The organism is Candidatus Nitrotoga sp. AM1P, from assembly GCF_013168275.1.
GTDB lineage: Bacteria > Pseudomonadota > Gammaproteobacteria > Burkholderiales > Gallionellaceae > Nitrotoga.
Genome location: NZ_AP019547.1, coordinates 1849275 through 1873573, shown reverse-complemented (window position 1 = coordinate 1873573; position 24299 = coordinate 1849275). Strand labels below are relative to the sequence as shown.

Genomic DNA, 24299 nt, shown 5'->3' with positions numbered 1-24299 from the left:
CCCCACTTGCGACCCTTTGGGTATCGAAAGTAGTACATGCTTGCTTTCCCTTCTCATTTACAGTAATTTGTTTGCTTGCGTAGGGGTCCTCGTCATTAATGCGACGAGGTGAGAAATACCCTTTGAACCTGTACGGATAATGCCGTCGTAGGGAAGCGTCAGTTGTTACTGATTGATGCTCCTTGCTTTTTTGGAGCAACCCACCATGAATGCCCATCCCAAGTTTTTAAGCCAAGCTGCCCACGTTGACGAAGCGGCAGTACAACCTTTACCGAATTCACGCAAAATTTATGTTGCGGGGTCACGCCCCGACATTCAAGTGCCGATGCGCGAAATATCGCAATCGGACACGCCAGCAAGTATGAACGCAGAAAAAAATCCGCCGATAGTTGTGTATGACTGCTCGGGCCCTTACACCGATCCGGCTGCCAATATAGACATCCGTTCCGGTCTGCCAACGCCACGCATGCCGTGGATTATCGAGCGCAACGACACCGATGAATTACCCGGCCCGACTTCGCAATATGGCACTGCACGTCTGAATGATCCCGATCTGGCCGAACTACGCTTCAATCTGCTGCGCAAACCGCGTCGCGCGAAAGCGGGCGCTAACGTGTCACAAATGCACTACGCTCGTTTGGGCATCATCACGCCGGAGATGGAATTTGTCGCAATCCGCGAAAATATGCGTCGCAAAGAGTATCTCGAAGAATTAAAAGCATCCGGCCCGCTGGGAAATAAATTGGCCAATTTAATGGGTCGCCAACATCCCGGCCAATCTTTCGGCGCCAGCATTCCGGCCGAAATTACGCCCGAGTTCGTACGCGATGAAATTGCCCGTGGCCGCGCCATTATTCCCGCCAATATCAATCATCCTGAAGTAGAGCCGATGATTATCGGCCGTAATTTTCTGGTAAAAATAAACGCCAATATCGGCAACTCGGCCGTCACTTCCAGCATCGGCGAGGAAGTTGAAAAGCTGACTTGGGCGATTCGCTGGGGTGCCGACAACGTAATGGATCTCTCCACCGGCAAGCATATCCACGAGACGCGTGAATGGATCATTCGCAATTCACCGGTGCCGATCGGCACGGTGCCAATTTATCAGGCACTGGAGAAAGTCAACGGCAAAGCCGAAGATCTGACTTGGGAAATCTATCGTGACACGCTGATTGAGCAAGCCGAGCAAGGCGTCGATTACTTTACGATTCATGCCGGAGTGTTGCTGCGTTACGTTCCATTAACGGCCAACCGCATGACGGGCATCGTATCGCGCGGCGGTTCAATCATGGCCAAATGGTGTTTGGCCCATCATAAAGAGTCGTTCCTGTACGAACATTTCGAAGATATCTGCGAAATCATGAAGGCTTATGACGTCAGCTTCAGTCTCGGCGATGGCCTGCGTCCCGGCTCGATCTTTGATGCCAATGACGAAGCCCAACTGGGTGAATTGAAAACGCTAGGTGAACTCACTCAAATTGCATGGAAACATGATGTACAGGTGATGATCGAGGGCCCCGGTCATGTGCCCATGCACCTGATCAAAGAGAACATGGAGCTACAACTGGAACAATGCCATGAAGCGCCGTTCTATACACTGGGGCCGCTCACTACCGACATTGCGCCGGGTTACGACCACATCACCTCCGGTATCGGAGCGGCAATGATCGGCTGGTACGGCACGGCAATGCTGTGCTATGTGACACCAAAGGAACACCTCGGCTTGCCGAATAAAGCTGATGTCAAAGAAGGCGTCATCACCTATAAGCTCGCTGCGCATGCCGCCGACCTCGCCAAGGGCCATCCCGGCGCACAGATTCGCGATAATGCGCTATCCAAGGCACGCTTTGAATTCCGCTGGGAAGATCAGTTCAATCTTGGCCTCGACCCTGACAAGGCGCGCGAATTCCATGACGAAACACTACCCAAGGATTCCGCCAAGGTCGCGCATTTCTGCTCCATGTGCGGACCTCACTTCTGTTCGATGAAAATCTCGCAGGAAGTACGAGACTATGCCGCTACTCAAGGCGTAGATGAACAAACTGCCCTGCAAAAAGGAATGGAACAAAAAGCGGTTGAATTCGTGCAGCAGGGGACGAATATTTATAGCAAGGCATAATCATGTGTCGCATCCGAAATCATCTGCTGAACGGAAGTAACGAGTCAAAAGGAAGTAACGAGAAACGGGGCAAGCCCCTGGATCATTAAATACAAGCAAGGATGTCTAATTGACGAATGCAGTAGAAGATGTCTGTAAATTTTTTATTAATTAAGTAACTTGTTCTTACACTGTCAGCAGAGTGCTCCATAAAACTTCGCTAAAAAATGTATGATTGAGAGACTTGACTCCGTTGCTCTTTGCTAACCTTTGCCCTTGGGCGTCTTCCGCCTGAAGCGTCAAAATGTGGCAAAATATTTCACTTTTTGTGTTGACTGAACCGGAATATAGTCATTTTCGATCGATTACACAGTGTTTGACAGGCGAGCCAGCTTTCAGTACATTCAATGCTCCTGAAAAAGGAGCTTTTATTTTCCCTAATACTTGGCTTGAGAGGCTGGGTGTTATACACAATTTAAGCGCGCTGCTTAATTAAAAATTAGCGCTTTCGAAAATGTTGAAATAGAAGTTGTGCCCTGCACTTTGGCAGGTTAAGCTTGTGCTCAAATGTTACCCAAAATCAAGTGGTTTTGAATCATGTCTAAAATTTATTGCCATTTACACCTTGATGTATTCTAATGCTCTTGTTACATAAAAATCTATATTGTATATTCACAAACTTGATTCAATAATACTATAGGAAAAAAATCATGAGAAAAGTAAAGAGTTTTGTATTCATTTTGTTATCTGTTTTTTTTGTATCTCCAGCATTTGCAGATATAAAAGATATGGTTGGGACGAACACTTTGGTAATATGTGAAAGTGACAATCCCAACAAATCGCCCGGGGCAGATTTTCTCAAGTTATACCCAAAAATAGCGATTACAATGAATGGCTACCGGAAAAAAGGTATTATTGGAGACACTTATTTTATGCAAAAGCTTGATGAAGGTACTGTATTTTTTGTAACCAACAAGCATGGTAATTCACAGGCCAATGCGGAAGAAATTATCTCTAAACTGGATGAAATTTTCAAAGCAGGAGAGTCAGGGCGAAGTCTTAAATGCACCACCCGTACCATTGGCCCGAAAAGGAAATAACTACCCGCAGAGCGGGTGTCCATCACAACTAACACCACGTTTGCTGATCATCGATAAAGTTGGCTACTTACTGTTCGGTCGAGATCAAGCCGATCAATTCTTTTTGTTCGTCGCAAAGTCTAATGTTCTAGCAGCAACAGGGTAAGGTCTTGCAATATAGTATTAAAGTATTGCAAGACTGGCACCTATAGCAGGACCACTCAGAATAGAATTAGCCAGCGGGTTTTATCCTGTGGGAGCAAGATTCAATTCACTTCATACGGGTGTGGCTTAGTGAGCGTTTGCTCAAGCTATCAGAAACAAAACATAAGCACGTTTGAGTCGGATAATCCTCCGTGGTGTTTCGTTTGTGCTAGATAGTACAAGCCTCACATCGTTCCGGCGTGCCTCTCAACGCGCGCGAATCAATGGGATCTAGTGATGAAATTTAATACTAAACTCGTACAGATTTACACGCGTTTCAACAGATAAAGTAAAGATCAAGGATTGCGGGTAATAGCAGGTTGATCGATAGAAGTTAAGTATCTATTTTTCTTTTCCGTTTAAAAAAGAAAGAAAAGAGGTAATAAATTGAAGCCAATATCCCCTGATTTTGCTTGGTTAAATCTACCTAATCTGCCGACACCCGTCAAAGTGCTTTTTTCCGGTTATCTGCTCGCGATTGGGCTGGGCTTATGTATGGCTGGTCTACAGATCATGCTGACACACGGCATGGCAGACGGCAAGCCGGGGCTTTCCTTGGATGATATCGTGTACAGCTATTATGGAAATCGAAGTGGGAGCATGCTGGAAAGCAAGCTCAATGGATCTATGAAAGAGATGGGGACATCAGAAGCACGTCTCGACATCATTAAATGGGTTCGCAACGGGGCACCCGAGGCAGAATGGGAACCACATTTCAAGAATACCTTTAAACAACATTGCGTGCAGTGCCATGGTTCTATTCCGGGGATTGCTGATTTCAGCAAGTATGAGGAGGCCAAAAAGGTAGCCAAGATTGACGAAGGCGCAAGCATTCAAACTTTGACCAGATCGTCGCACATCCATTTATGCGGGATCAGCTTCATTTTCTTTTTTGTGGGATTTATTTTCAGCTTTGCGGTAGGCGTGCCGAAATGGTTGAAGATTTCAGCCATTGCCATTCCCTTCGTCTTTTTGATCTTAGACGTTTTCTCGTGGTGGCTTACAAAATGGAATCCCAACTTTGCATGGCTCACGCTGATTGGCGGCTTTGGTTACAGTGTTGCAGCAACCATAATGTGGTTTATTAGTATGTACCAAATGTTTATCTTGTCACGCAACGGAAAAATATATGGCAATGCTTGGGAAGCAGATTTGAAATAGTGGAAGTGCTCTATAAGGCAGATACACTTGTATTATTGATGTTGCAAAAGATAGGCATGTATCTGTAGCAAATAATTCTTACGTACATTCACGAAAAAACAGATGGAAAATCCAATATATATCACTACAAAGTCCCCCAGCCTGTTGAGCAAGGTTGCCAAGATTGTTGTATCTGTAGTTTTGATTGGTTTGGCCTTGATGTTTTCTGTGCTGTTATTTGTGGCCATCTTGGTTGTCGGCGCAATGGCATGGGGCTATGTGTGGTGGAGAACCCGTGACCTGAGAAAACAAATGCGTCAATATTCCCCAAGCGATGTTGTGGTCGAGGGTGATGTGATTGAGGGAGAAGTGATTAGGCGCGAGGTGAACAAAATATCTGAGAAACCTGGAGACGATGGAATCAAATAGTTTATTCAGGCTACCGGCAATTCCACAATAAATTCATCACCTCCCTTTCAAGCGAACCAATCAATTTACCGAAATTATTTCTTGCACGCCCAACAACGGCAACTTCGGAATTTGTACCAATAGCGTTTCGGATGAGTTATTCGTTATCGTTTATTCATGTAGAAAAATAGGGTGTCATCTTATGGTAAGTTTATTGCCTTGTTATAAAAGTAGAGGCAACATCAAATAGATACAGCGTGTTGTATAAATATTGAGGGCAATCAATAATGAAAACCACATTGATTACTGGCGCTAACCGTGGGATCGGACTGGAGTTTTGCAGGCAATATGCTGTGGATGGCTGGAGTGTTTTGGCTTGTACTCGGAATCCAGGAAAATCAGATGAGCTCAATAAACTGGCAGCCAAATATCCTGAGCTTATAAAAGTTCTGGCTCTTGATGTCTCTGACCATGGGCAAATTGAGCGCTTGGCCCAGGAACTGTCCGATGAGTCTATTGATCTGATCATTAACAATGCGGGTATCTATCCGAAATCGGGCGTGAATAGTTTTGGTCATACCGATTATGAGGAATGGATGCGGTTATTTCGCATTAATACCATGGCACCACTCAAAATGGCCGAAGCATTTGCGACTCGACTCGCTCGCAGTGAGCACAAAACTTTTGTGGCCATCACTAGCAAAATGGGTAGCATTGAGGACAATAGCGGCGGTGGGAGTTACCTTTATCGTTCAAGCAAAACAGCGGTAAATATGGTCGTAAAGAGCCTTGCAATTGATCTGCGGTCAGCCGGAATCACTTCGATAGTAATTCATCCAGGTTGGGTCAAAACTGATATGGGCGGGCCGAACGCTTTGATCTCTACCGAGCAAAGCGTTTCAGGCATGCGACAAGTGATCAGCAGCCTTTCAATGACCGACTCAGGAAAATTCTTTAATTATAACGGTCAAGAAATCCCTTGGTAATTTAATGACCTCCGTCAAAGCCGGAGGCTTTATTGGGTCAATCCTTTAAGGAGTCAATAAACCGTTGGGTTTATCTCGGTGAGTTACAAAATATGAATTCTTGCGTGGTTGAAATTGCCGTTGGTGTGTTGTTGCGCGAGGTTAATGGCGAATCAGATGCGCCCATTGCGGGGTCCACCTTGCGAGGGCGATACACATATAGCAGTTTCCTGCTGACGCAGCGACCGGAAGGCAAGCCTTACGCAGGCTACTGGGAGTTTCCGGGCGGTAAAGTTGAAGTGGGTGAAACACTGCTGCATGCGCTGGAACGAGAATTGTACGAAGAGTTAGGTATTAAAATTGAGGGGGCTTATCCTTGGCTGACACGCTTGCACATTTATACCCAGGCTACCGTTCGACTCAATTTCTTTCGTATTACCGAATGGCAAGGTGAGCTGCATGGCAAAGAAAATCAACAACTGAGTTGGCAAACTCCTTCCAATTTGACAGTATCCCCAGTGCTTCCGGCCAATACATTTGTTTTTCGCGCGCTGCAATTGGCGCCTTTGTATGCCATCAGTAATGCTGCCGAGTTGGGTTGTGAAAAATTTCTGGAACGTTTACAGGTTGCGCTAGAAAACGGCTTGAAGTTGGTGCAGATGCGCGAACCTGCTTTATCGCGCGAAACGATGCGTGAATTGTCTTTGCGGGCGGTGAAACTGGCACACACATTTGGCGCACAAGTGCTGATTAACAGTGATGTCGGGCTGGCTAACGAAATTGGCGCGGACGGTGTGCATTTGAATAGTATTCAGCTTGCTGCGTGTACTTCACGTCCTAATTTGCCTTGGTGTGCGGCATCCTGTCACAACGCCGAGGAATTACAACGAGCCAATAATCTAGGCTTCGATTTTGTGGTGCTGAGTCCTGTATTGCCCACTCGAAGTCATCCCGGTGCAACACATTTAGGTTGGCAATCATTTGCGTCGATAGCAGCAAATTCGGTCATTCCGGTATATGCGCTGGGTGGTTTATGTTATGACGACATGGAAAAGGCGTGGCAGCATGGTGCGCATGGCATTGCGATGTTGCGTCAGGCGTGGTGAGAAGGCTCTTCTTCCGAGCTGCTTTCGGACTGTGGGATGCGATAACTTTCTGTGGCCCACTGCCCCAAGTCAATTAATTTGCAGCGCTCGCTACAAAATGGACGATAGAGACTGTCATTGCTCCACGCCACTTCTTTTTTACATTGTGGACAAGTGACAATAGTTGTTTTCTTCATCATGGCGTATTCCTGTTTTCAAATAAATGGACTAAAGATCATTTCATCTCCAGCGTTTCTGCTATTTGTGAGAGGCGAGCGTTAGCCATTAAATCGACAAGCGCAATTACAAAGAGCAGAAAGTAAGGTTGAATGCCACATCCTGATCGTATAAAGCGCTTTTGGCTACATAATCGGCAGCGATAAAGCGAATATTAAGCATGTATTTGTTGGCGCCGACTTCAGGTACGCACGGGAGAGTTTTGTCCAAACTGACACGTAGCATTTGTGCCACGCGGCCACATTGCATTTGCTGGAAGTTACCCTGTTGAGCAATGTAATGGTACGCTTTTCCACTTTCGCGTAACAACTTGAGGATGAGCGCAAGGCCATCGCGTATGGGCAGCATGGGAGTGAGCCAAGTCTTCAGGTAATTGCGCCGCAGCAGGGCATCCTGATGGAGCCAGTGATGGTAGGATGGCAAGTCAAATTCGCAGGTTCCGCCAGGGATGCCAGCACGCTGTTTAATACCCATTAACCATTCGTTTTCGCGCAAGTGTTGGCCCACCTTGCCACTCATGTTTAACACGCCGCTACTGGCGATTTCAATTTCATCGAGTACCGCATCCAATGCTAGTTCTGAAATCTCTGGATTGTTGTGTAAAGCAGAAAGTTGTCGTTTTTGGCGTTCTAATTCTTGCAACAGATCAGATTTCAGGTCGGAACGGCTAGCGACTTCAAGGACTTCAAACAGTACGCTTAGAGCAGCGTGATGGTCAATGGCGCTGGATCTTTCTATAAAACATAGCAACTTGGCATAAAGATCCTCTAGGCGCAGTAGTGTGCGCATTCGTTCATTGAGAGGGAAATCATAGCTAATCACAATGCTAGTAGAATGAGGATGAGTTTCGTTAAAAAGTGGTCAATATATTATGACCATTATATATCGTCAACCAATTCCTGAGGAAATCGCTAGATAGTGTTGATGCAGTTTGGTTATCTGCTGGCGTAAAATTTCCAGATTGCCATCATTTTGAATGATGTCATCAGCCAGTCGTAGTCGTTCGGCACGCGTGATTTGAGATGCCATTATGGTAAGCACTGTTTTCTCATTCAGCCCGCTACGCTGCATGATGCGCGCAATTTGGGTGGTTTCTGCGCAATCCACTACCAATGTACGTTGCACTAACTCGCGGTAGTTAAGCGTTTCAAATAATAGTGGAATGACCAGCAACAAATAGGGAGATGCAAGGGTGCTGTTAATATTTGCATCGTCGACCTGCGCCAGAATTTGCGCGCGGATAAGCGGGTGCAGAATAGCTTCCAGCTTCAGCTTGGCGGCAGGATCAGAAAATATCAATTGACGCATGAGCACTCTGTTCAATGCGCCGTTGGCATCAATATAGTTGTCTCCGAATGCTGTGCGGATCGCCGCGATGGCTATGCCACCGGATTGGGTCATCTGGTGTGAAATGACATCGCTATCGATGATTAACACACCGCATTCTTCAAATAGTGAAGCGACAGTGCTCTTGCCGCTGCCAATCCCCCCGGTTAGTCCTACGCGATATATCATTGAATGCTGAATAGTTGCAGGTAGCCCTGCGTAAGGGGTTGCCCCCAGAATAACGCAATCACGCCGCCACCTGCCAAATACGGGCCAAATGGAATGGGGACGTTGCGACCAAGACGCGCCGCGATAATCAATGTAATGCCGACCACCGCGCCTACTACTGAAGAGAGCATAATAACCAGCGGTAGCATTTGCCAGCCCAGCCATGCGCCGATTGCTGCCAGCAGTTTGAAATCACCATAACCCATGCCTTCCTTGCCGGTGGCGAGCTTAAATAGCCAATATATGCTCCATAGCGCTAGATACCCTGTGATTGCGCCGATGACGGCACTATTAATGTCAGTAAATGTGGTCGACAAATTAAACAGTAGGCCGAGCCACAGAAGGGGCAATGTGATGTCATCTGGTAGCAGTTGAGTATCAACGTCAATGCAGGTTAGTGCCAGCAGCATCCAGATAAACAACAACGCGGCCACGGCAGTTAAACCGAAGCCGAAATGCCATGCGACATAGGCGCTCAGAAGTCCCGACACCATTTCCACGATGGGATACCGTGCTGAGATAGGTGTGTTGCAATCCTTGCATTTGCCGCGTAACAGTAGATAGCTGATGACCGGGATGTTTTCCAGCGCGCTTATCTTGTGGCCACAATGCGGACAGGCGGAATGCGGCATGATCAAGTTGTAAGGCGGTAGATTTGCTGGTTCATTGCCGGTGAGTTCAGCACATTGGGCATGCCATTCATGCTCCATCATCTTGGGTAAGCGGTGAATGACTACATTTAGAAAACTGCCCACTAATAGACCGGTAATGCCACACAGAACAATGAAAAAAAACGGAAGGCTTTGTAGTAACTCAACGAGTGCTGTCATGGTTATCCAAGATACAAATACGCAATTTTTACCAAAGTAACACGAATTGAGGCGAGTGATGCAGGAAGTAGATTATTCATTCAGTGCTACGTGTCAGGAATCGAATGTTATCTATCACCAGACAAAGACCTTGGGCGTTGCTGTAAGGATATCCAGAAGCCAAGTGGGGCATCATTACTACTGGCCCTTATGTTGTTTTACGCTCATAGTAGAAGTGTTTTGGCGTCCGGCTACCCGTATGCGGCTGAGCTTGGAATTTTGTTAGGTCAGTTCATCACTGTCATTTTCCGCTTCAGGATGTGGTGCCGAAGATCAGTCAGAATTGATATCCTAAAGTGATTTAACCAACAGCTTGTCCCATCTTGAAAATGGGTAGGTACATTGCTATTACCATACCGCCTATTAGTGTGCCTAGCACCACCATGATGATAGGTTCCATCAGGCTGGCCAACGCCGCCACTGCATCATCTACCTCAGCCTCAAAAAAATCTGCGACTTTGTTTAACATACCATCCAGTGAACCTGCTTCTTCGCCGATTGCTACCATTTGCAGCACCATGCTGGGAAATACCCCTACATTTTGCATGGCTGCCGTTAGGGTGCCACCTTGGCTGACTTCTCGCTGGATTATCTTGGTCGCATCAAAATACACCACGTTGCCCGCAGCACCTGCTACCGAATTAAGCGCCTCCACCAGTGGTACTCCGGCAGCAAACATGGTTGCCAGTGTACGTGTCCAGCGTGCTATGGAGGCTTTACGGATTACATTTCCAAAAATTGGTAGCTTGAGCATTATTCTATCTATGACGTCCTGCATTTTTTTGTTACGTTTCCAGAAGTAGAAGAAACTGTAAAGTCCGCCCCCGATAATACTGAAGATCGCCCACCAATAAGCTACGAAAAAATCGGAGATGCTCATCATAATGAGTGTAGGTGCGGGCAGATCGGCGCCAAAGCTGGAGAATAATTGCTTAAACGCTGGGATCACAAAAATCATGATCACTGCGGTGATAATAAAGGCGATTGCAATAATTGAAACGGGATACATTAACGCCCCTTTGATTTTGCTCTTGATGGCCAGCGTTTTTTCCTGGTAGGTCGCTAAACGTTCCAGCAAGCTGTCCAAAATACCGGCGTGCTCGCCCGCGCCGATTAGATTGCAAAACAGATCGTCAAAATATAGTGGGAATTTCCGGAATGCCTGTTCCAAACTGCTACCGGTTTCTACATCGGTTTTAATGTCATTCAGCAGGCGGGAAACGGAAGGGTTGTTGTGTCCCTTACCTACAATGTCGAATGATTGTAGTAGCGGTACGCCGGATTTCATCATGACCGCAAGCTGGCGTGTAAACAGAGTGAGATCTTTCTGGGTGATCTTTTTTCCTCCGCCACTGTGGGTTTTTTTGATACTGGTAACATTAATGCCTAGACGTCTCAGTTGAGTGGCAGCAACGGCATCGCCGACAGCCCGTACCTCGCCTTTTACCGGCTTGCCGAATTTATCTTTACCCTCCCATCGAAATTGGAATTCTTTTTTTTTCAGTTTTTCCGCTGCCATGGGGTTTCCTTAATGACTATTCGCGACAAAGTTAAGCAATTTGTTATGGAATCTAAAGCTGTTCGGTGCAGAATGATCAGTGAATGACCGCTTCGGCGCATTGAGGTTGTCTGCGTTTACTTCTATCGGTCATTTCACGTCGAGCTTTAATTGCTTGGTAAATCTGTGGCTGATCCTCTATATTTTTTGTGGTAATTCTGGGGTTATTTTTATTACCCTTGCTATCTGACTTTGAGGCTGGATTTATCTCAAATGAGTAATTTGCAATTTTTAGACTGACATCTGCTGCTGGGATATTCGGCAAAATTCTAGAATATTTATGTTAAATATTGAAACCAGTGAGTTGGAGAGTTGAATACATTCTTGTCGGAAATTTTTACATTTGGTCGTCGTGCGGCTTCTGCTCTGTGTAGACCATGAGCCATCTAAATGGTATGAAGGTATATTTTTATATTATAAATAATTGATTTGTTTATAATAATTATATGTATGCCGACTGGAAATGTAACGTCTAGCACGTATCTTGCTTCATTAGACAATACGCTCGTGCTTTCATAGCAATATGCGGGCGCCTGTGGGGTCTGATAAGGGGAGAAGGCTAGTCATACAACCAGCAGTGCCGAATGTTTTTGGCACAGTCAATAATAAGAAAGGGTGCACACGTGAAAAAAATAAATCGAATCAGATCTATATTGGCCACCGCAGTATTTTTCAGCGCAGCGCCGGCTTTCGCAATGACAATCACCGCCGATTATTCATTGCTTGGAACCGTCTACCAAAATGAACGCGGCGTACTGTCCAATACGAACGGCACCGACGTGACCGACATTTTCAAGTCCAACGTGCAGACCTCTATCAACTATTGGCAAAACGCCATTTTGCTTAATACCTGGAATATGACCATTAACTTCAAGCTCGATACTTTGTCTACTTCTATCGCCGGCATTTCGCATATCGACTCGTTTGACAGTAACACCCGCCCCCTCATGACTACCATCAGTGTGGGTAATAGTGCGACTCCCTTCTACATCGATCCGACGCCTGCTGACAATAGTGAATTCAAACTCGTTGATTTTTCGATCCTGGCGGGTACGGATACAGTCAATTCGGGCCGGTTTGGCGCTGCTGTGGATACGTCAGCCAGTGGGAGATACGACCTGCTTTCTTTGATCCTCCACGAGATGGAACACGCACTGGGATTTGATGCCAGTAATGCTGGTAATACTCGCTATACTTCCGTGATCAACACAACCAGAAAGATTCTTACCGTGCCGACGTTGGTTAGTGGGTTGGACCCCTTTGATATTCCTGTCACCGGGACGCATATCGATGGCGATACCAATTTCAAAATTTTCAACAACACGTCCCTTGCTCTTCCTGGTTTTAACTCTGGCGAGCGCGCCTTGCTTTCCGGCGTTGATATTCTCGCGATCTGCACTATCGAAGGCTGTGACGCCAGTCAGGTGAACACGAATCCCTCAGCCGTTTTGCAACCGGTGAACACGAGCCCCTCAGCCGTTCCAGAACCGGACACCTTGTTGCTGATGTCGGTCGCCGGACTGGGCATGATGGGCATGGTTCGCAGGCGTAGACAGTTGCGCGCCTGAGCAAGCACGGCATGATTCGGGCGGCACGCGCTTTCCTGTTTTTCATGCTGGCAGGTGTGATGATGCCCACTCAATGCGCCAACATTTCCGTTCAGATCCTAAACCCGGATGAGCATACAGCCATCCGGGTTTTTCTTGATCGCAAAGTGATCTATGAAGGTACGCCCACGCGGGCTTCGCTTGGCGTGCATGGAGTATTGTCGATAGTCGCCGGAACCTTCGAGTTGAGTGGCAAAGGGCGTCACGTCCTCGTTGCTGAAGTCCCGTCAGGACAGACCAAAGCCCAATTTGAGTGGATGCCGCAAAACGACCCCAGTCCGTGGGTCGTCATTCGTTACTATCCCGGTCGACCGGAGCCTGGGGAGCCGCCATTCTTTACGTTTTCCCTGCAAGAGAATGCCTACAGGCTGAGATGACGCGCTGCGCCATAGGGTGAAGCTCCTGCCAAGCTAACCTTATGCGTTAGGCATCATTCCATTTTTTGCGGGTCACCTTCCATTGCGAACGCACAATGCAACGCCTTCCCCAACCCATCCTTTATTGATCATCTGTTCGTAGATGTCAATCCGAATCGTGTAGCGATGATTAGAATCGTTGAACATCCAGCGGTTGTTATACAAGCGGTAAAGGGGCGCGTAAAGGGGCGGGACAAATCCACTATGGTCCGGGCATTGTCCATTCTCGGGAAGTATGCCACCGAACGCTATACTTTCCGCATTCCAGCCAGATTCCTGGGTACGCAAGCCGCCACACTCCTTCGGGTCTGCGGTATAAAAATGCGAGTTTGGTCCTGGTCCATAAAATCGAAATACATTAACGGTACGGGCACAATCGTCAGGGACAAAGGCGAGGAATGACTCGCCCGTTTTTACCCAACCAGGCCCCGCACCGCCAGAATCAATGAATGCATTTTCTTCTATGGAGCTCGAAAGAAAGTAGTGGTTTAGAAGCGTGTTATGGTATTCGGTAACGTTCTGAGTTTGGGGTGGTGGACTAGTGGCGAAACAGACGCCCAAGTTATCCCCTACGTAAGAAACACCTAACGAGGCAACTAATGGGTCGGTGCGAATCGCGTCTATCATCTCGGTTAGATCCTGAAATGGGTCCATAACAAGAACCATCATCCAGCTCTCGAGGTAAACAAAGGTATACGGCGTAGCTTTAAGAGGCTCCCCTAGCCGGGTGTATAAGTTAATATCCGATTCAGGCTGTGTCACGGCTGCCAAAATGCGTGACCGCGCCAGCTCTCCTGCTCCTTGCCCGGATACATAAAGCTGGTTTGATGCACGCGTGTTACATTGATGCGTGGGTTTCGCCTGTGCCCCTGAGGACAGAACGAACAGGCTTGCAAAAAAAAGACCAATAATATACATCGTGAATAAACTCCTCTACATATGGAAATCTGACGGCAAAATGACGACCGCTAAATTTTTATTTAACCATCGTCTGGCTGACAAGTTGGAAACTACTTTACCCTTGATATGTTAAATCAGAAAAAATGGGGGTGGTTCTAACATTGCTGCATATTTTTTCGGCTTCTTCAAGCTTTCATGCGTAACATATCGTCGTGTAGTGTACCCCGAATGCTAACTGATAGAGGTGCCCAATGGCTGGAGGCTTGGGTATGGAATTTGTATTCGTCATGCAGTATCACGACAATGCGCTAATTAATAAAATTTTTCTGAATAATTTCCAATTGTCCATTTGCCAAAAATCGGCTGTTTTTTAAATGGTGATGGCGTTTTCAGGAAGTCTGGTAGCCAAACAGAATTTATAAAAGTATTCATCAATGAAGAAACATAATATTGAAATAAATAAAAAATGGGTAGCTTTGGTGCTCAGCGTATTTCTTACCGCTTGCTCTACGTTATCCAAACCGCCCGTTGTGTCACGTCCTCAACCAGTTGTGCTGCCTCCCAAAGTGGTGCCCGCACCCATAGCAGGGTTGCCTGCTCCGTTGTTTACTGTGAGTAAGTGGGAGATGCTGCCGGATTGGCAAACTCTCGATCTTGCACCTTCTCAAACTGCATTTCTGCAAAGCTGTCGTGTGCTGAAAAACAAGCCGCACTGGCAGGAGGTATGTGTTCAGGCCGAACAATTGGGGGCTAATGACAATGCTACGCTACGTGCATTTTATGAAGAGTGGTTTACCCCTTACCAACTGCTCAATCCGGACGGTAGCGAGCAGGGAATGATTACTGGTTATTACGAGCCTTTGCTCAAGGGCAGTCGTTCCAGGACGCCGCGCTTCCAATATCCGCTGTATGCTGCGCCGAATGATTTGCTCACGATCGATTTAGGCGCAGCCTATCCACAACTCAAAGATCTGCGTTTACGCGGCCGCTTACAGGGCAAACGCATTGTGCCCTACTACAACCGTGCAGAAATTGATGCCGGAGCCGGGGCAGGTGTTCTCATGGGGAATGAATTGTTCTGGGTGGAAAATGAAATTGAGCTATTTTTCTTGCAAATACAAGGATCTGGGCGCATTGAATTACCGGATGGCAAGCAGGTGAAAGTCGGATATGCTGATCAAAATGGCCACCCTTATATGTCCATCGGCAAGAAGCTGGTTGAAATGGGTGAACTTAAGCTTGAAGAAGCCTCTATGCAGGGCATTAAGGGTTGGGCCGAGAAAAATCCGGATAAAATTAACAGATTACTGGAGCACAATCCCAGCTACGTATTTTTACGTGAATTGCCGGATAGTCTGTCCGCACCATTGGGTGCGCTGGGTGTGCCACTGACCAATGAATACAGTATTGCCGTAGATCCGCGCACCATCCCGCTGGGCGCGCCTGTCTTTCTCGCTACGACTTATCCTAATGATAGCGCGCCACTCAATCGCCTGATGCTGGCGCAAGATACGGGCGGGGCCATCAAGGGTGCAGTGCGCGCGGATTTTTTCTGGGGCTTTGGCGAATCTGCGGGAGCGCAGGCGGGCAAGATGAAACAACAGGGGCGGTTATGGGTGCTATTTCCGAAAGGCGGGGAGCCGATGTTGAATTGAGGATCAATTCAAGTTTGAAGAACAACAGCATTTACTTATGAATAGGTCTGTTGAATACGTCTGCTCAAGGTTCCTGATATGAGTGAACTGCTGCATACCAGTCTATAGCATGTTCGCCTGTAGCTAAATATTCGAAAATGTATTGCAGGCTAGATAAATCATTTATTCGTTATTCACACTTTCATTTAGCAACCGCTTAACCGCCGCTATATCCGCTTGCTTGCCGATCTTTCGGCTACCACTGTGCCTTGCATTCTCAGGCAGTACCGCAATATTCACCGGCACACCCGTTTCAGTTTTCAGCGTAAAGCTGGGCACAGTTTGTTGCCTGCCCGCTAGATGTATGGACCATTCACCGCCTTCAAAGGGCAAGTTATGCTTGAGCAGGAACATCATCATCGCTTTTTCGTCATCGGAGTAAACCAAAAGGTTAATGTCGGATTGCTCGCCTGCCGTACCCTTCAACACCGAGCCAGTGAGGAAAGGGTGAAATGGCTCCAATAATTGCATAGCGGCGAGCGCCTGCTGGCGTAATTGGTGCAGGACGAGGGGATGGCTTTCACTCTGATACAGGGCACGGAAGCTACGCAACGCCATTTCAACTTCATCATTGCTGGGCAGGTGTTGAGTATCTTCTGCTCCCAATTGTTTGGCGGCCTTGCGTTTGGCAAACGCATAATCGGTAATGCCACCCTCGGCCATTAGACGCGCGGCGTGATGTGCGAGCTGTTCACGCATCAGGTCACGCCGATGTAAACGATCTTTACTCATGTCAAATTAAAATATGTGATCGATGATTGTTTCGATAAGCGACTTTTCCGGTGGCGGAACGGGTTTCTCTGGCGGTAAATTTTCTGTGTAGAAATATTCCACTAAATCGCCCGCCTCATCCCGCAGTCCCTCGTTGTTAATGCGCGCAGCCACCATATTTTCCGGCATGGTGTAGGTGACTTCAGGCACTTTCTTAAGTATTTTCCCCATGTAGTCCATCCAAATGGGTAATGCAGCCCCGCCTCCGGTTTCTCTTTCGCCCAGACTGCGCGGGTTGTCGAAACCCACCCAGGTAATTCCTACCACGGTGGGATGGAAGCCGCTGAACCAGGCATCCATTGAATCGTTGGTCGTGCCGGTCTTGCCCGCTAAATCATGGCGACCCAGTTGCATGGCGCGGAAGGCAGTGCCGTGTTGCACCACGCCTTGCATCATGTTTACCATGGTGTAGGCATTACGTACATCTATAACTTGCTGGGCGTTTTCTCCGGCCACAACGGGCGCGGCTTTATGGAGCACTTTGCCATTGCTGTCCTCAATGCGCTGGATGAAATAGGGGGCGATGCGGAAACCGCCATTGGCGAAGACAGAGTAACCCGTCAACATTTGCATAGGCGTAACCGAACCGGCACCTAATGCCATAGTGAGGTAAGGAGGGTGTTTGGCTGCGTCGAAGCCAAATTTGGTGATGTAGTCTTGTGCGTATTGCGGTGTAATAGTTTGCAGGATACGAATAGAGACCATGTTTTTGGATTTGACCAGCGCTTGCCGCATGCGGATAGGACCATCAAATACCCCATCGTAGTTTTTTGGCTCCCAGGCTTCGCTGCCTGTCTCTGTCGCATCAATCATCAAGGGTGCGTCGTCAATAACGGTGGCAGGAGTCAGACCTTTTTCCAATGCGGCGGAATAAATGAATGGTTTGAAACTGGAGCCGGGTTGCCGCCAAGCCTGAGTGACATGGTTAAATTGGTTTCGATTGAAGTCGAAACCGCCTACCAGAGCGTAGATCGCACCATTGTGCGGACTGGCGGAAACGAAAGCCGCTTCTACTTGCGGTAATTGGACAATTTTCCAAATATTCTTTTCGTCCTTCTGCACGTGGATTAGAGAACCGGCACGTAAGCGCCGATTCAACGCAGTCTTGTTGTTCATATAGGGTTGGGCAAACTTAAGTCCTTCCCCGCTAATTTTGGCAATTGCGCCGCCCTTACTGTAGGCGCGGATGCCTTTGGGATTTGCTTCAAGTACTACGGCGGGAATCATGTCATCACTATCAGCAATATCCTGTAGCGCTTCTTCCAACTCTTCCTCGGAATTTCCTTTCTGTAGATCGATATAGCCTTCCGGGCCACGGTAACCATGGCGTCGGTCATATTCCAGCACACCTTTGCGTAGCGCTTCATAGGCTATTGCCTGATCTTGCTGACGGATAGTGGTATAGACCTTGATACCTTGCGTATAGGTGTCATCCTGATAACGTTTGAATACCTCTTGCCTGACCATTTCTGCCAAATAATCAGCTTTACCTGAAAATTCCTGATAGCTGCGTTTCACCATCAGGGGTTGATGCAGTGCCGTCTCTTGTTGCTGGATGTTTATGAAACCCAGCTCATGCATGCGGCGCAGTACATACGTTTGGCGTAGTTTGGCACGCTTGGGGTTGACCACCGGGTTGTAAATGGAAGGGGCCTTGGGTAAACCAGCCAGCATAGCGAACTCTGCCACGCCGAGTTGGTCCAGGCTTTTGCCGAAATAGCCTTGCGCGGCAGCAGCAAAGCCATAGGCCCGTTGACCTAGATAGATATGGTTAATATAAAGCTGGAGGATTTCATCTTTACTCAGATTGTGTTCGATCTTGATGGCAAGCAACACTTCGTTAAATTTGCGCGATAATTTCTTCTCTTTAGTCAGGAAAAAATTACGGGCCACTTGCATGGTGATCGTGCTGGCTCCTTGCTTGACGCCGCCCGAGGTGAAATTGTTATACGTGGCGCGCAATACGCCCATGTAATCCACCCCGCCGTGCTCATAAAACCGATCATCTTCCGCGGCGAGGACGGCCTTTTTCATCAAGTCGGGTACTTCGTCAATCTTGACCAGCGCGCGACGTTCCTCCCCGAATTCACCGATTAGAACCCCCTCCGTGCTATATACACGTAGCGGGATTTTAGGCTTATAGTCGGTCAAGGCTTCAAGCGAGGGCAGCGTTGGGTATACCAGCATTGCCGCAAACATCAGCAACAACAAGGGTGTGATGATAAGGGCGATGCCAGCAATGACCGGATAGAACCACCAGCGGGAAGTCATGGGGTACGGAATTGTATAAAGGGCATAGTTAGGATTATATCGGCTCTTGGCAGGGGAATAACCCAACAGCAAAACTTAGGATTCGCGAAGCTATAATAACTCTAGTTTTGACCTAGCGCTATCTTCGCCAGTGACCTTGGCGAGAATCAATGCACAAATCGATTGCACGAAGGAATCCAGTTTGCCTATGTCGATTATTTCAAAGGTAAATGCGCCTGAATGCGAATGATTGCGCTGCCCTTACGCCCCCCTGCGTTGCAAATGCCCAATCGCATTAACACATTCATTGATTAATTCAGGGCCGCGATAAATCAGTCCACTGTAAATTTGTATTAGCGCAGCGCCAGCGTGAATTTTTTCCACTGCATCTTCTCCGCTCAGAATACCGCCTGCGCCGATAATAGGCAGAGCGCCTTGTAATGCGGTAGCAAGTTCACGGATAACGGCAGTCGATCGGTCACGCACTGGCGCGCCACTCAGTCCGCCCGTCTCTGTATTTTGCGTAAGATGTTCGACGCCTGTACGCGTCAACGTGGTATTGGTGGCGATCACGCCGTCAATGCGGTGGCGTTGCAAAAGTATCGCTATCTGGTGGATTTGTTCGTTATCAAGATCGGGGGCTATTTTTAATGCCAACGGAACATATTTACCGTGCAAATCTGCCAGCTTTTCCTGCTCCGCTTTAAGTTGCGTGAGCAACGCATCCAGCTCATCCCCCCCTTGTAACTGGCGTAAATTCTTGGTATTAGGCGAAGAAATATTGATGGTGACATAGCTGGCGTGGGTGTACACACTTCGTAATCCAATCAGGTAATCGGTGGCAGCATGTTCAATCGGTGTGTCAAAATTTTTGCCAATGTTGATGCCAAGAATGCCGCGATAATTTGCGCGCTTTACGTTTTCAATGAGTGCATCCACGCCGTGGTTGTTGAACCCCATGCGGTTGATGATACCCTGCGCCTCAGGCAAGCGGAACAAGCGCGGTTTTGGGTTACCTCCTTGGGCGCGAGGTGTGATGGTCCCGATCTCGATGAAACCAAAACCCAGTGCGGCCAGCGCATCGATGTGATCGCCGTTCTTGTCTAATCCTGCGGCCAGCCCGACCGGGTTGGGGAAAGTTAGACCTATCACTTTATGTGGGTTATCTACCGGATGTTTGACAAACAGCGGCAGCAGGCCAAGCCGATAGGCAAACTGCAGCGCATCAAGCGTAATGTGGTGGGCGGTTTCCGGATTAAAGGAAAAAAGCAGCGGTCGAATCAGCGAGTACATATCACGGCCTGTGGGTTGGGAGTGCTTGCCATTTGCCTTGGATAAGCCCTTGCAGCGGACGAAAATTGGCTTTGTACGCCATTTTCTCGCTCTTCTCTATCCAGTAACCCAGATACAAGTAGTCCAGTTGCAACTTCCGGCACAGCTCGATCTGCCACAGGACGTTGTAGGTGCCAAAGCTGGCTTGCGCTATATTCGGCTCATAAAACGTATAAACCGAAGAGAGTCCATCATCGAGAATATCGATGATACTCACCATGCGCAGCACCCCATTTTCGCGGAATTCCACCAGTATGGAATCAACGTGGCTTTGCAGTAAAAAGTTGCGGTATTGGTCTCGACTGTCATTTTTCATGCCGCCATCAGGATGCCGTTCCATTTGATAACGCTGATACAACGCGAAATATTCGTCGTTGTCTTTCAATGCATGCAACGAGGCCTCCAGACCGATGTGGCGTTGCCTGGAGCGGCGTTGTGTGCGGTTGGGCGCGAACGATGGTACTTCGACACGCACCGGAATGCAGGCTTGGCAGGCGTCGCAGCGCGGTCTATAGGTAACCGACCCGCTCCGGCGGAAGCCGCCTCGCACCAGTTCCGAATACACAGCCGGGGTGATCAGAAAGCTGGGTGTGGCGACCTGCGAGCGCGCCAGTTGATCCGGCAGGTAGCTGCACGAATAGGGGGCTGTAAGGTATAGCTGCAGCGCCGACAGCGGAATGTCATGCAACAAGTTCATGGTCGAGCTGCCATTTGTGCGGAGGGTTCGGACAGTGTATCAATTCTTTTAAGCGACGTATAAATTCTGCGCGCGGGATTTCGCGTGCGCCGAGCGAAGCAAGATGCGGTGTGCTCATCTGGCAGTCAATCATGCCATAACCCCAACGCTGCAATTGTGCAGTGAGATGGGCGAGCGCAATTTTGGATGCATCCGTGGCGTGGCTGAACATCGACTCGCCATAGAACATGTGTCCAATACTGATGCCATACAGCCCACCCACCAGATTGCCCTTCATCCAGACCTCCACCGAGTGCGCTACGCCCATCTGATGCAGCTCGGTATAAGCGGTAATCATGTCTTCATGTATCCATGTTCCCGCCTGTTCGTGGCGTGGGGCGGCGCAGGCACGCATGACTTGTTCGAAAGCGCTATCGGTACGAACTTCATAGCTCTTATCGCGTAAAGTTTTGCGTAACGACCGTGAAATCTTGAACTCCTCAGGAATAAGCACCATGCGTGGATTGGGGCTCCACCAGAGTATGGGTTCTCCTGTGTTGAACCAAGGGAAGATACCTTGCCGATAGGCGTCCAGCAGACGGTGTGCAGACAGGCTCCCCCCCGCAGCCAGCAAGCCATTGGGTTTGAGCAGTGCCTGCTCTACCGGCGGAAACGGAGCGCCATCATTCAACCACGTGATCATCTTCTGTAACGAGCCAGCAGCGTGAAGTGGTGTAAGCAGGCAAGTTGCTTGGTATGCGCTCGTAACTCAATGTTTAAATAGGTTTTGTATTTAATTTTTGTGTCAGCCAAGTCTGGATATCTCGCACTTCTTCCGCGCATACTGAATGTGGCATGCCATATTCATGCCACTCGACCTGATAACCTCGTTTTTTTAATTCATCCGCCGAGGCCTTTCCTCGCGCATAAGGTACGATCGAGTCACTATGCCCGTGTGCCATGAAGATGGGGGTATTGAGAGCAGTTGCGCTGGCTTCACTCGACAATGTTTCGGCTAGCGGAAGATAGGTGGATAAAGCGAGAATACCGCCCAGGCGCGATGCATGGCGCAAACCGGTATGCAGCGCAATGGCCCCGCCTTGTGAGAAGCCTGCGAGAAAAATATTATCTGTAGCAATGCCACGCTGCTTTTCCTGTGCAATCAGCCCTTCAATAGCGGCTTGTGAAGCACGAATACCCTTTGCATCTTGTTGGGCAACCATATTCGAAGCCATGATGTCATACCATGCGCGCATGATGACGCCACCGTTGATGGTGACTGGTTGATTGGGTGCATGCGGAAACAGGTAGCGCACCGCTACCGGCAGGTTCATTTCTTCCCCCACGGAAACAAAATCCTCACCGTCAGCGCCCAAGCCATGCAACCAGATGATGCTGTGTTGGGGGGATTTTCCAGTTTCGAGAGTGATATGTGGTAGAACGTTATTCATGGTTTGCTGTTACGTGTTTGAAATAGTAAATAAGTTTATTCGGGTGCTTGAGAAATTTGCTCCGGCAGAATTTCACGCAGTACCTGAAAAATTTCACGATAGCTCTTCGGCGGTTTTGCCAGTTCTTTTTCTTTCAATGCATTTCGAACCAGCGCTCGCAGCCTTTGTGCATCCGCTTCAGGGTGATCAGCGAGCAACTCGGTCAGCGCTGCCTCGTTTTCCAGAAGACGATCTCTCCACCGCTCCAGTTGATGCAGCCAGGCAATATGCTGGTGTGATTTGCCGCTCCATGCTTCCAGCTTGGCGATGATGGGCGCGGTTTCCACGTCGCGCATCAATTTGCCAATGTATTGCATTTGTCGTCGTTGCGCGCCAAATTTATTGATGCGCTTCATCTCGCGGAGGGCGTCAAATAAGCTTTCCGGCAAATCCATTTGTTTCAGTTTGTCGATACTGAGTTCAGCCAATTGCTCACCGATATCCTGCAGATCATGCATCTGTTTCTTAATCTTGGTTTTGCTGGGTGGCAAATTTAATTCTTCGGTATTGTCATTGTAGTGGTGCATAGGTGCGAAATTATAAATAGATATTGTTATGATAACGCTTTCCCATGAAAGCGTTTACCTTATGAATGACATTACACCATCCGAACATCGTTTTTCCCATTCCGCCGATACCCTGCACCAGATTGCGCGGGACATGCTTGAATATGCCAACCGCCAAGGGGCAACTGCCGCTGCGGCGGAAGTGTCGGATGGTTTCGGGCAAGCCGTCACCGTTCGTCATGGTGAGGTCGAAACCATAGAATATAACCGTGACAAAGGTCTGGGCATTACCGTTTACATCGATCAGCGGCGTGGCAATGCCAACACTTCCGATTTCTCGCCGCAGGCAGTACGTGACACGGTGGACGCCGCCCTCTCCATTGCTCGCCACACTGCCAGCGATGACTGTGCCGGGTTGCCTGAAAAGGATATGCTGGCCACCGAATTTCCCGATTTTGACCTGTACCATCCCTGGTTGCTGGACGTGGACGGCGCCATTGAGCTGGCCAAAACCTGCGAGCAAGCTGCATTTGATGCGGATGAGCGGATCGACAATTCGGAAGGCGCCACGGTAAACGTGCATGAGTCCCAATTCGTGTATGCCAACAGTTTGGGCTTTATCGGTGGTTATCCCACCTCACGCCATGGCATCAGCTGCGCCGTCATCGCTGGCAAGGACGACGCCATGCAGCGCGATTACTGGTATAGCGAAGCGCGTGCCGCAAACGATCTAGTGGCAGCGGAAAAAATCGGTCAAATCGCGGCAGAACGTGCCGTTCGGCGGCTCAATGCCCGCAAGCTCGACACCATGCAAGTGCCCGTGCTGTTTGAGGCACCGATAGCCGCCAGTTTGCTCGGCCATTTTGTCGGTGCAGTGAGCGGCGGCAGCCTGTACCGAAAATCATCCTTTCTGCTCGACTACCTGGGCAAGCAAGTATTTTCATCCAACATCTGCATTGATGACATACCAGACATTCCCCGTGGCCTGGCGAGCAGCTCGTTCGATGGTGAGGGCGTGAAAACGCAGCGCCGCACCATCGTTGAAAATGGTGTACTGCAAAGCTATTTTCTCGGCACTTATTCCGCGCGCAAATTAGGCATGAAAACGACCGGTAATGCAGGCGGCAATCACAATCTTATCCTGCGTCCTGGCGAACTGGATTTTAACGGCCTGCTGAAGAAAATGGGACGTGGCCTGCTGGTTACCGAACTGCTCGGGCAGGGTGTAAATCACATCACCGGAGACTATTCGCGCGGCGCGGCGGGCTTCTGGGTGGAAAACGGAGAAATCCAGTATCCGGTAGAAGAAATCACCATCGCCGGTAATTTGAAAGACATGTATACGCATATTGCGGCTGTGGGTAATGATGTGCTGGTGCAGGGGTCACGGCAGTGTGGTTCTATTTTGGTTGAAAATATGATGGTGGCGGGGCAGTAAACTTATTTGAGGCGGTGAATTA

At 48.5% G+C, this 24299-nt stretch carries 23 protein-coding genes and 1 riboswitch; of the genes, 10 read left to right on the top strand and 13 right to left on the bottom strand.

Features of this window, described 5'->3' with window-relative positions; translation table 11 throughout:
- Nucleotides 1-71: 71 nt before the first annotated feature.
- Nucleotides 72-172, top strand: a riboswitch (TPP riboswitch).
- 33 nt (nucleotides 173-205) lie between these two features.
- From thiC to W01_RS08330, 6 genes are all read left to right on the top strand, one after another.
- Nucleotides 206-2119 (top strand): phosphomethylpyrimidine synthase ThiC, encoded by a 1914-nt coding sequence (gene thiC / locus W01_RS08355; RefSeq protein WP_173053762.1) that lies wholly within the window; start codon nucleotides 206-208, stop codon nucleotides 2117-2119.
- A 689-nt stretch (nucleotides 2120-2808) separates the two neighbouring features.
- A complete protein-coding gene (locus W01_RS08350; protein ID WP_173053760.1) occupies nucleotides 2809-3198 on the top strand; it encodes a hypothetical protein in 390 nt (129 codons plus the stop codon).
- A 711-nt stretch (nucleotides 3199-3909) separates the two neighbouring features.
- A complete protein-coding gene (locus W01_RS08345) occupies nucleotides 3910-4542 on the top strand; it encodes an elongation factor-1 alpha (protein WP_242006918.1) in 633 nt (210 codons plus the stop codon).
- 102 nt (nucleotides 4543-4644) lie between these two features.
- The gene (locus W01_RS08340; protein ID WP_173053758.1) at nucleotides 4645-4950 is read left to right on the top strand and encodes a hypothetical protein; all 306 of its coding nucleotides are present in this window, start codon (nucleotides 4645-4647) and stop codon (nucleotides 4948-4950) included.
- Nucleotides 4951-5216: 266 nt separating this feature from the next.
- Nucleotides 5217-5915, top strand: coding sequence for an SDR family oxidoreductase (locus W01_RS08335; protein WP_173053756.1), 699 nt, complete (start codon nucleotides 5217-5219; stop codon nucleotides 5913-5915).
- 104 nt (nucleotides 5916-6019) lie between these two features.
- A complete protein-coding gene (locus W01_RS08330; protein ID WP_242006917.1) occupies nucleotides 6020-7000 on the top strand; it encodes a Nudix family hydrolase in 981 nt (326 codons plus the stop codon).
- On the opposite strand, the gene yacG is transcribed toward W01_RS08330, so the two are convergent.
- The 5 genes from yacG to W01_RS08305 form a co-directional block, all read right to left on the bottom strand.
- Nucleotides 6988-7176: a DNA gyrase inhibitor YacG gene (gene yacG, locus W01_RS08325; protein WP_198421394.1), complete on the bottom strand. Its 189-nt coding sequence runs from the start codon at nucleotides 7174-7176 to the stop codon at nucleotides 6988-6990. The genes W01_RS08330 and yacG overlap by 13 nt on opposite strands.
- Before the next feature lie 106 nt (nucleotides 7177-7282).
- A complete protein-coding gene (gene zapD, locus W01_RS08320) occupies nucleotides 7283-8038 on the bottom strand; it encodes a cell division protein ZapD (protein WP_173053750.1) in 756 nt (251 codons plus the stop codon).
- A 66-nt stretch (nucleotides 8039-8104) separates the two neighbouring features.
- A complete protein-coding gene (gene coaE / locus W01_RS08315; protein WP_173053748.1) occupies nucleotides 8105-8731 on the bottom strand; it encodes a dephospho-CoA kinase in 627 nt (208 codons plus the stop codon).
- A complete protein-coding gene (locus W01_RS08310; protein ID WP_173053746.1) occupies nucleotides 8728-9600 on the bottom strand; it encodes a prepilin peptidase in 873 nt (290 codons plus the stop codon). Before W01_RS08310 ends, coaE begins: the two co-directional genes overlap by 4 nt.
- 340 nt (nucleotides 9601-9940) lie before the next feature.
- Nucleotides 9941-11158: a type II secretion system F family protein gene (locus tag W01_RS08305; RefSeq protein WP_173053743.1), complete on the bottom strand. Its 1218-nt coding sequence runs from the start codon at nucleotides 11156-11158 to the stop codon at nucleotides 9941-9943.
- A gap of 662 nt (nucleotides 11159-11820) precedes the next feature.
- Here W01_RS08305 and W01_RS08300 point away from each other — a divergent pair.
- Entirely contained in the window at nucleotides 11821-12765 is a 945-nt protein-coding gene (locus W01_RS08300) for a PEP-CTERM sorting domain-containing protein (protein WP_173053741.1), read from the top strand.
- Between the two features lie 11 nt (nucleotides 12766-12776).
- Nucleotides 12777-13181, top strand: coding sequence for a hypothetical protein (locus W01_RS08295; protein ID WP_173053739.1), 405 nt, complete (start codon nucleotides 12777-12779; stop codon nucleotides 13179-13181).
- A 72-nt stretch (nucleotides 13182-13253) separates the two neighbouring features.
- Here the strand turns inward: W01_RS08295 and W01_RS13930 are convergent, their stop codons facing one another.
- Nucleotides 13254-14138: a hypothetical protein gene (locus tag W01_RS13930; protein WP_198421271.1), complete on the bottom strand. Its 885-nt coding sequence runs from the start codon at nucleotides 14136-14138 to the stop codon at nucleotides 13254-13256.
- A gap of 416 nt (nucleotides 14139-14554) precedes the next feature.
- On the opposite strand from W01_RS13930, the gene mltA reads away from it, so the two are divergent.
- Nucleotides 14555-15775 carry a murein transglycosylase A gene (gene mltA, locus W01_RS08285; protein ID WP_173053737.1) on the top strand — a complete coding sequence of 407 codons (1221 nt, stop codon included), beginning with the start codon at nucleotides 14555-14557 and terminating at the stop codon, nucleotides 15773-15775.
- A gap of 162 nt (nucleotides 15776-15937) precedes the next feature.
- On the opposite strand, the gene W01_RS08280 is transcribed toward mltA, so the two are convergent.
- The 7 genes from W01_RS08280 to yjgA all read right to left on the bottom strand — a co-directional run bounded on the left by W01_RS08280 (nucleotide 15938) and on the right by yjgA (nucleotide 22860).
- A complete protein-coding gene (locus tag W01_RS08280) occupies nucleotides 15938-16513 on the bottom strand; it encodes a nucleotidyltransferase domain-containing protein (protein WP_242006916.1) in 576 nt (191 codons plus the stop codon).
- 39 nt (nucleotides 16514-16552) lie between these two features.
- Entirely contained in the window at nucleotides 16553-18856 is a 2304-nt protein-coding gene (locus W01_RS08275; protein ID WP_173053733.1) for a penicillin-binding protein 1A, read from the bottom strand.
- Between the two features lie 240 nt (nucleotides 18857-19096).
- The gene (locus W01_RS08270) at nucleotides 19097-20128 is read right to left on the bottom strand and encodes a quinone-dependent dihydroorotate dehydrogenase (protein WP_173053731.1); all 1032 of its coding nucleotides are present in this window, start codon (nucleotides 20126-20128) and stop codon (nucleotides 19097-19099) included.
- A gap of 1 nt (nucleotide 20129) precedes the next feature.
- Nucleotides 20130-20864: an arginyltransferase gene (locus W01_RS08265; RefSeq protein WP_173053729.1), complete on the bottom strand. Its 735-nt coding sequence runs from the start codon at nucleotides 20862-20864 to the stop codon at nucleotides 20130-20132.
- A complete protein-coding gene (gene aat / locus W01_RS08260; RefSeq protein ID WP_173053727.1) occupies nucleotides 20848-21546 on the bottom strand; it encodes a leucyl/phenylalanyl-tRNA--protein transferase in 699 nt (232 codons plus the stop codon). Before aat ends, W01_RS08265 begins: the two co-directional genes overlap by 17 nt.
- A 73-nt stretch (nucleotides 21547-21619) precedes the next feature.
- On the bottom strand, nucleotides 21620-22294 hold the full coding sequence (locus tag W01_RS08255; RefSeq protein ID WP_173053725.1) for an alpha/beta hydrolase: 675 nt from the start codon (nucleotides 22292-22294) through the stop codon (nucleotides 21620-21622).
- 35 nt (nucleotides 22295-22329) lie between these two features.
- On the bottom strand, nucleotides 22330-22860 hold the full coding sequence (gene yjgA / locus W01_RS08250; protein ID WP_173053723.1) for a ribosome biogenesis factor YjgA: 531 nt from the start codon (nucleotides 22858-22860) through the stop codon (nucleotides 22330-22332).
- Between the two features lie 61 nt (nucleotides 22861-22921).
- On the opposite strand from yjgA, the gene pmbA reads away from it, so the two are divergent.
- The gene (gene pmbA / locus W01_RS08245) at nucleotides 22922-24277 is read left to right on the top strand and encodes a metalloprotease PmbA (protein ID WP_173053721.1); all 1356 of its coding nucleotides are present in this window, start codon (nucleotides 22922-22924) and stop codon (nucleotides 24275-24277) included.
- The last annotated feature ends 22 nt before the right edge of the window (nucleotides 24278-24299 follow it).

Excerpts from the sequence above, each read along its gene's own strand:
- thiC (WP_173053762.1), top strand. The coding sequence starts at position 206 with ATGAATGCCCATCCCAAGTTTTTAAGCCAAGCTGCCCACGTTGACGAA.
- W01_RS08350 (WP_173053760.1), top strand. The coding sequence starts at position 2,809 with ATGAGAAAAGTAAAGAGTTTTGTATTCATTTTGTTATCTGTTTTTTTT.
- W01_RS08345 (WP_242006918.1), top strand. The coding sequence starts at position 3,910 with ATGGCAGACGGCAAGCCGGGGCTTTCCTTGGATGATATCGTGTACAGC.
- W01_RS08340 (WP_173053758.1), top strand. The coding sequence starts at position 4,645 with ATGGAAAATCCAATATATATCACTACAAAGTCCCCCAGCCTGTTGAGC.
- W01_RS08335 (WP_173053756.1), top strand. The coding sequence starts at position 5,217 with ATGAAAACCACATTGATTACTGGCGCTAACCGTGGGATCGGACTGGAG.
- yacG (WP_198421394.1), bottom strand. The coding sequence starts at position 7,176 with ATGAAGAAAACAACTATTGTCACTTGTCCACAATGTAAAAAAGAAGTG.
- coaE (WP_173053748.1), bottom strand. The coding sequence starts at position 8,731 with ATGATATATCGCGTAGGACTAACCGGGGGGATTGGCAGCGGCAAGAGC.
- W01_RS08310 (WP_173053746.1), bottom strand. The coding sequence starts at position 9,600 with ATGACAGCACTCGTTGAGTTACTACAAAGCCTTCCGTTTTTTTTCATT.
- W01_RS08305 (WP_173053743.1), bottom strand. The coding sequence starts at position 11,158 with ATGGCAGCGGAAAAACTGAAAAAAAAAGAATTCCAATTTCGATGGGAG.
- W01_RS08295 (WP_173053739.1), top strand. The coding sequence starts at position 12,777 with ATGATTCGGGCGGCACGCGCTTTCCTGTTTTTCATGCTGGCAGGTGTG.
- W01_RS13930 (WP_198421271.1), bottom strand. The coding sequence starts at position 14,138 with ATGTATATTATTGGTCTTTTTTTTGCAAGCCTGTTCGTTCTGTCCTCA.
- mltA (WP_173053737.1), top strand. The coding sequence starts at position 14,555 with ATGAAGAAACATAATATTGAAATAAATAAAAAATGGGTAGCTTTGGTG.
- W01_RS08280 (WP_242006916.1), bottom strand. The coding sequence starts at position 16,513 with ATGCGTGAACAGCTCGCACATCACGCCGCGCGTCTAATGGCCGAGGGT.
- W01_RS08275 (WP_173053733.1), bottom strand. The coding sequence starts at position 18,856 with ATGACTTCCCGCTGGTGGTTCTATCCGGTCATTGCTGGCATCGCCCTT.
- W01_RS08270 (WP_173053731.1), bottom strand. The coding sequence starts at position 20,128 with ATGTACTCGCTGATTCGACCGCTGCTTTTTTCCTTTAATCCGGAAACC.
- W01_RS08265 (WP_173053729.1), bottom strand. The coding sequence starts at position 20,864 with ATGAACTTGTTGCATGACATTCCGCTGTCGGCGCTGCAGCTATACCTT.
- aat (WP_173053727.1), bottom strand. The coding sequence starts at position 21,546 with ATGATCACGTGGTTGAATGATGGCGCTCCGTTTCCGCCGGTAGAGCAG.
- W01_RS08255 (WP_173053725.1), bottom strand. The coding sequence starts at position 22,294 with ATGAATAACGTTCTACCACATATCACTCTCGAAACTGGAAAATCCCCC.
- yjgA (WP_173053723.1), bottom strand. The coding sequence starts at position 22,860 with ATGCACCACTACAATGACAATACCGAAGAATTAAATTTGCCACCCAGC.
- pmbA (WP_173053721.1), top strand. The coding sequence starts at position 22,922 with ATGAATGACATTACACCATCCGAACATCGTTTTTCCCATTCCGCCGAT.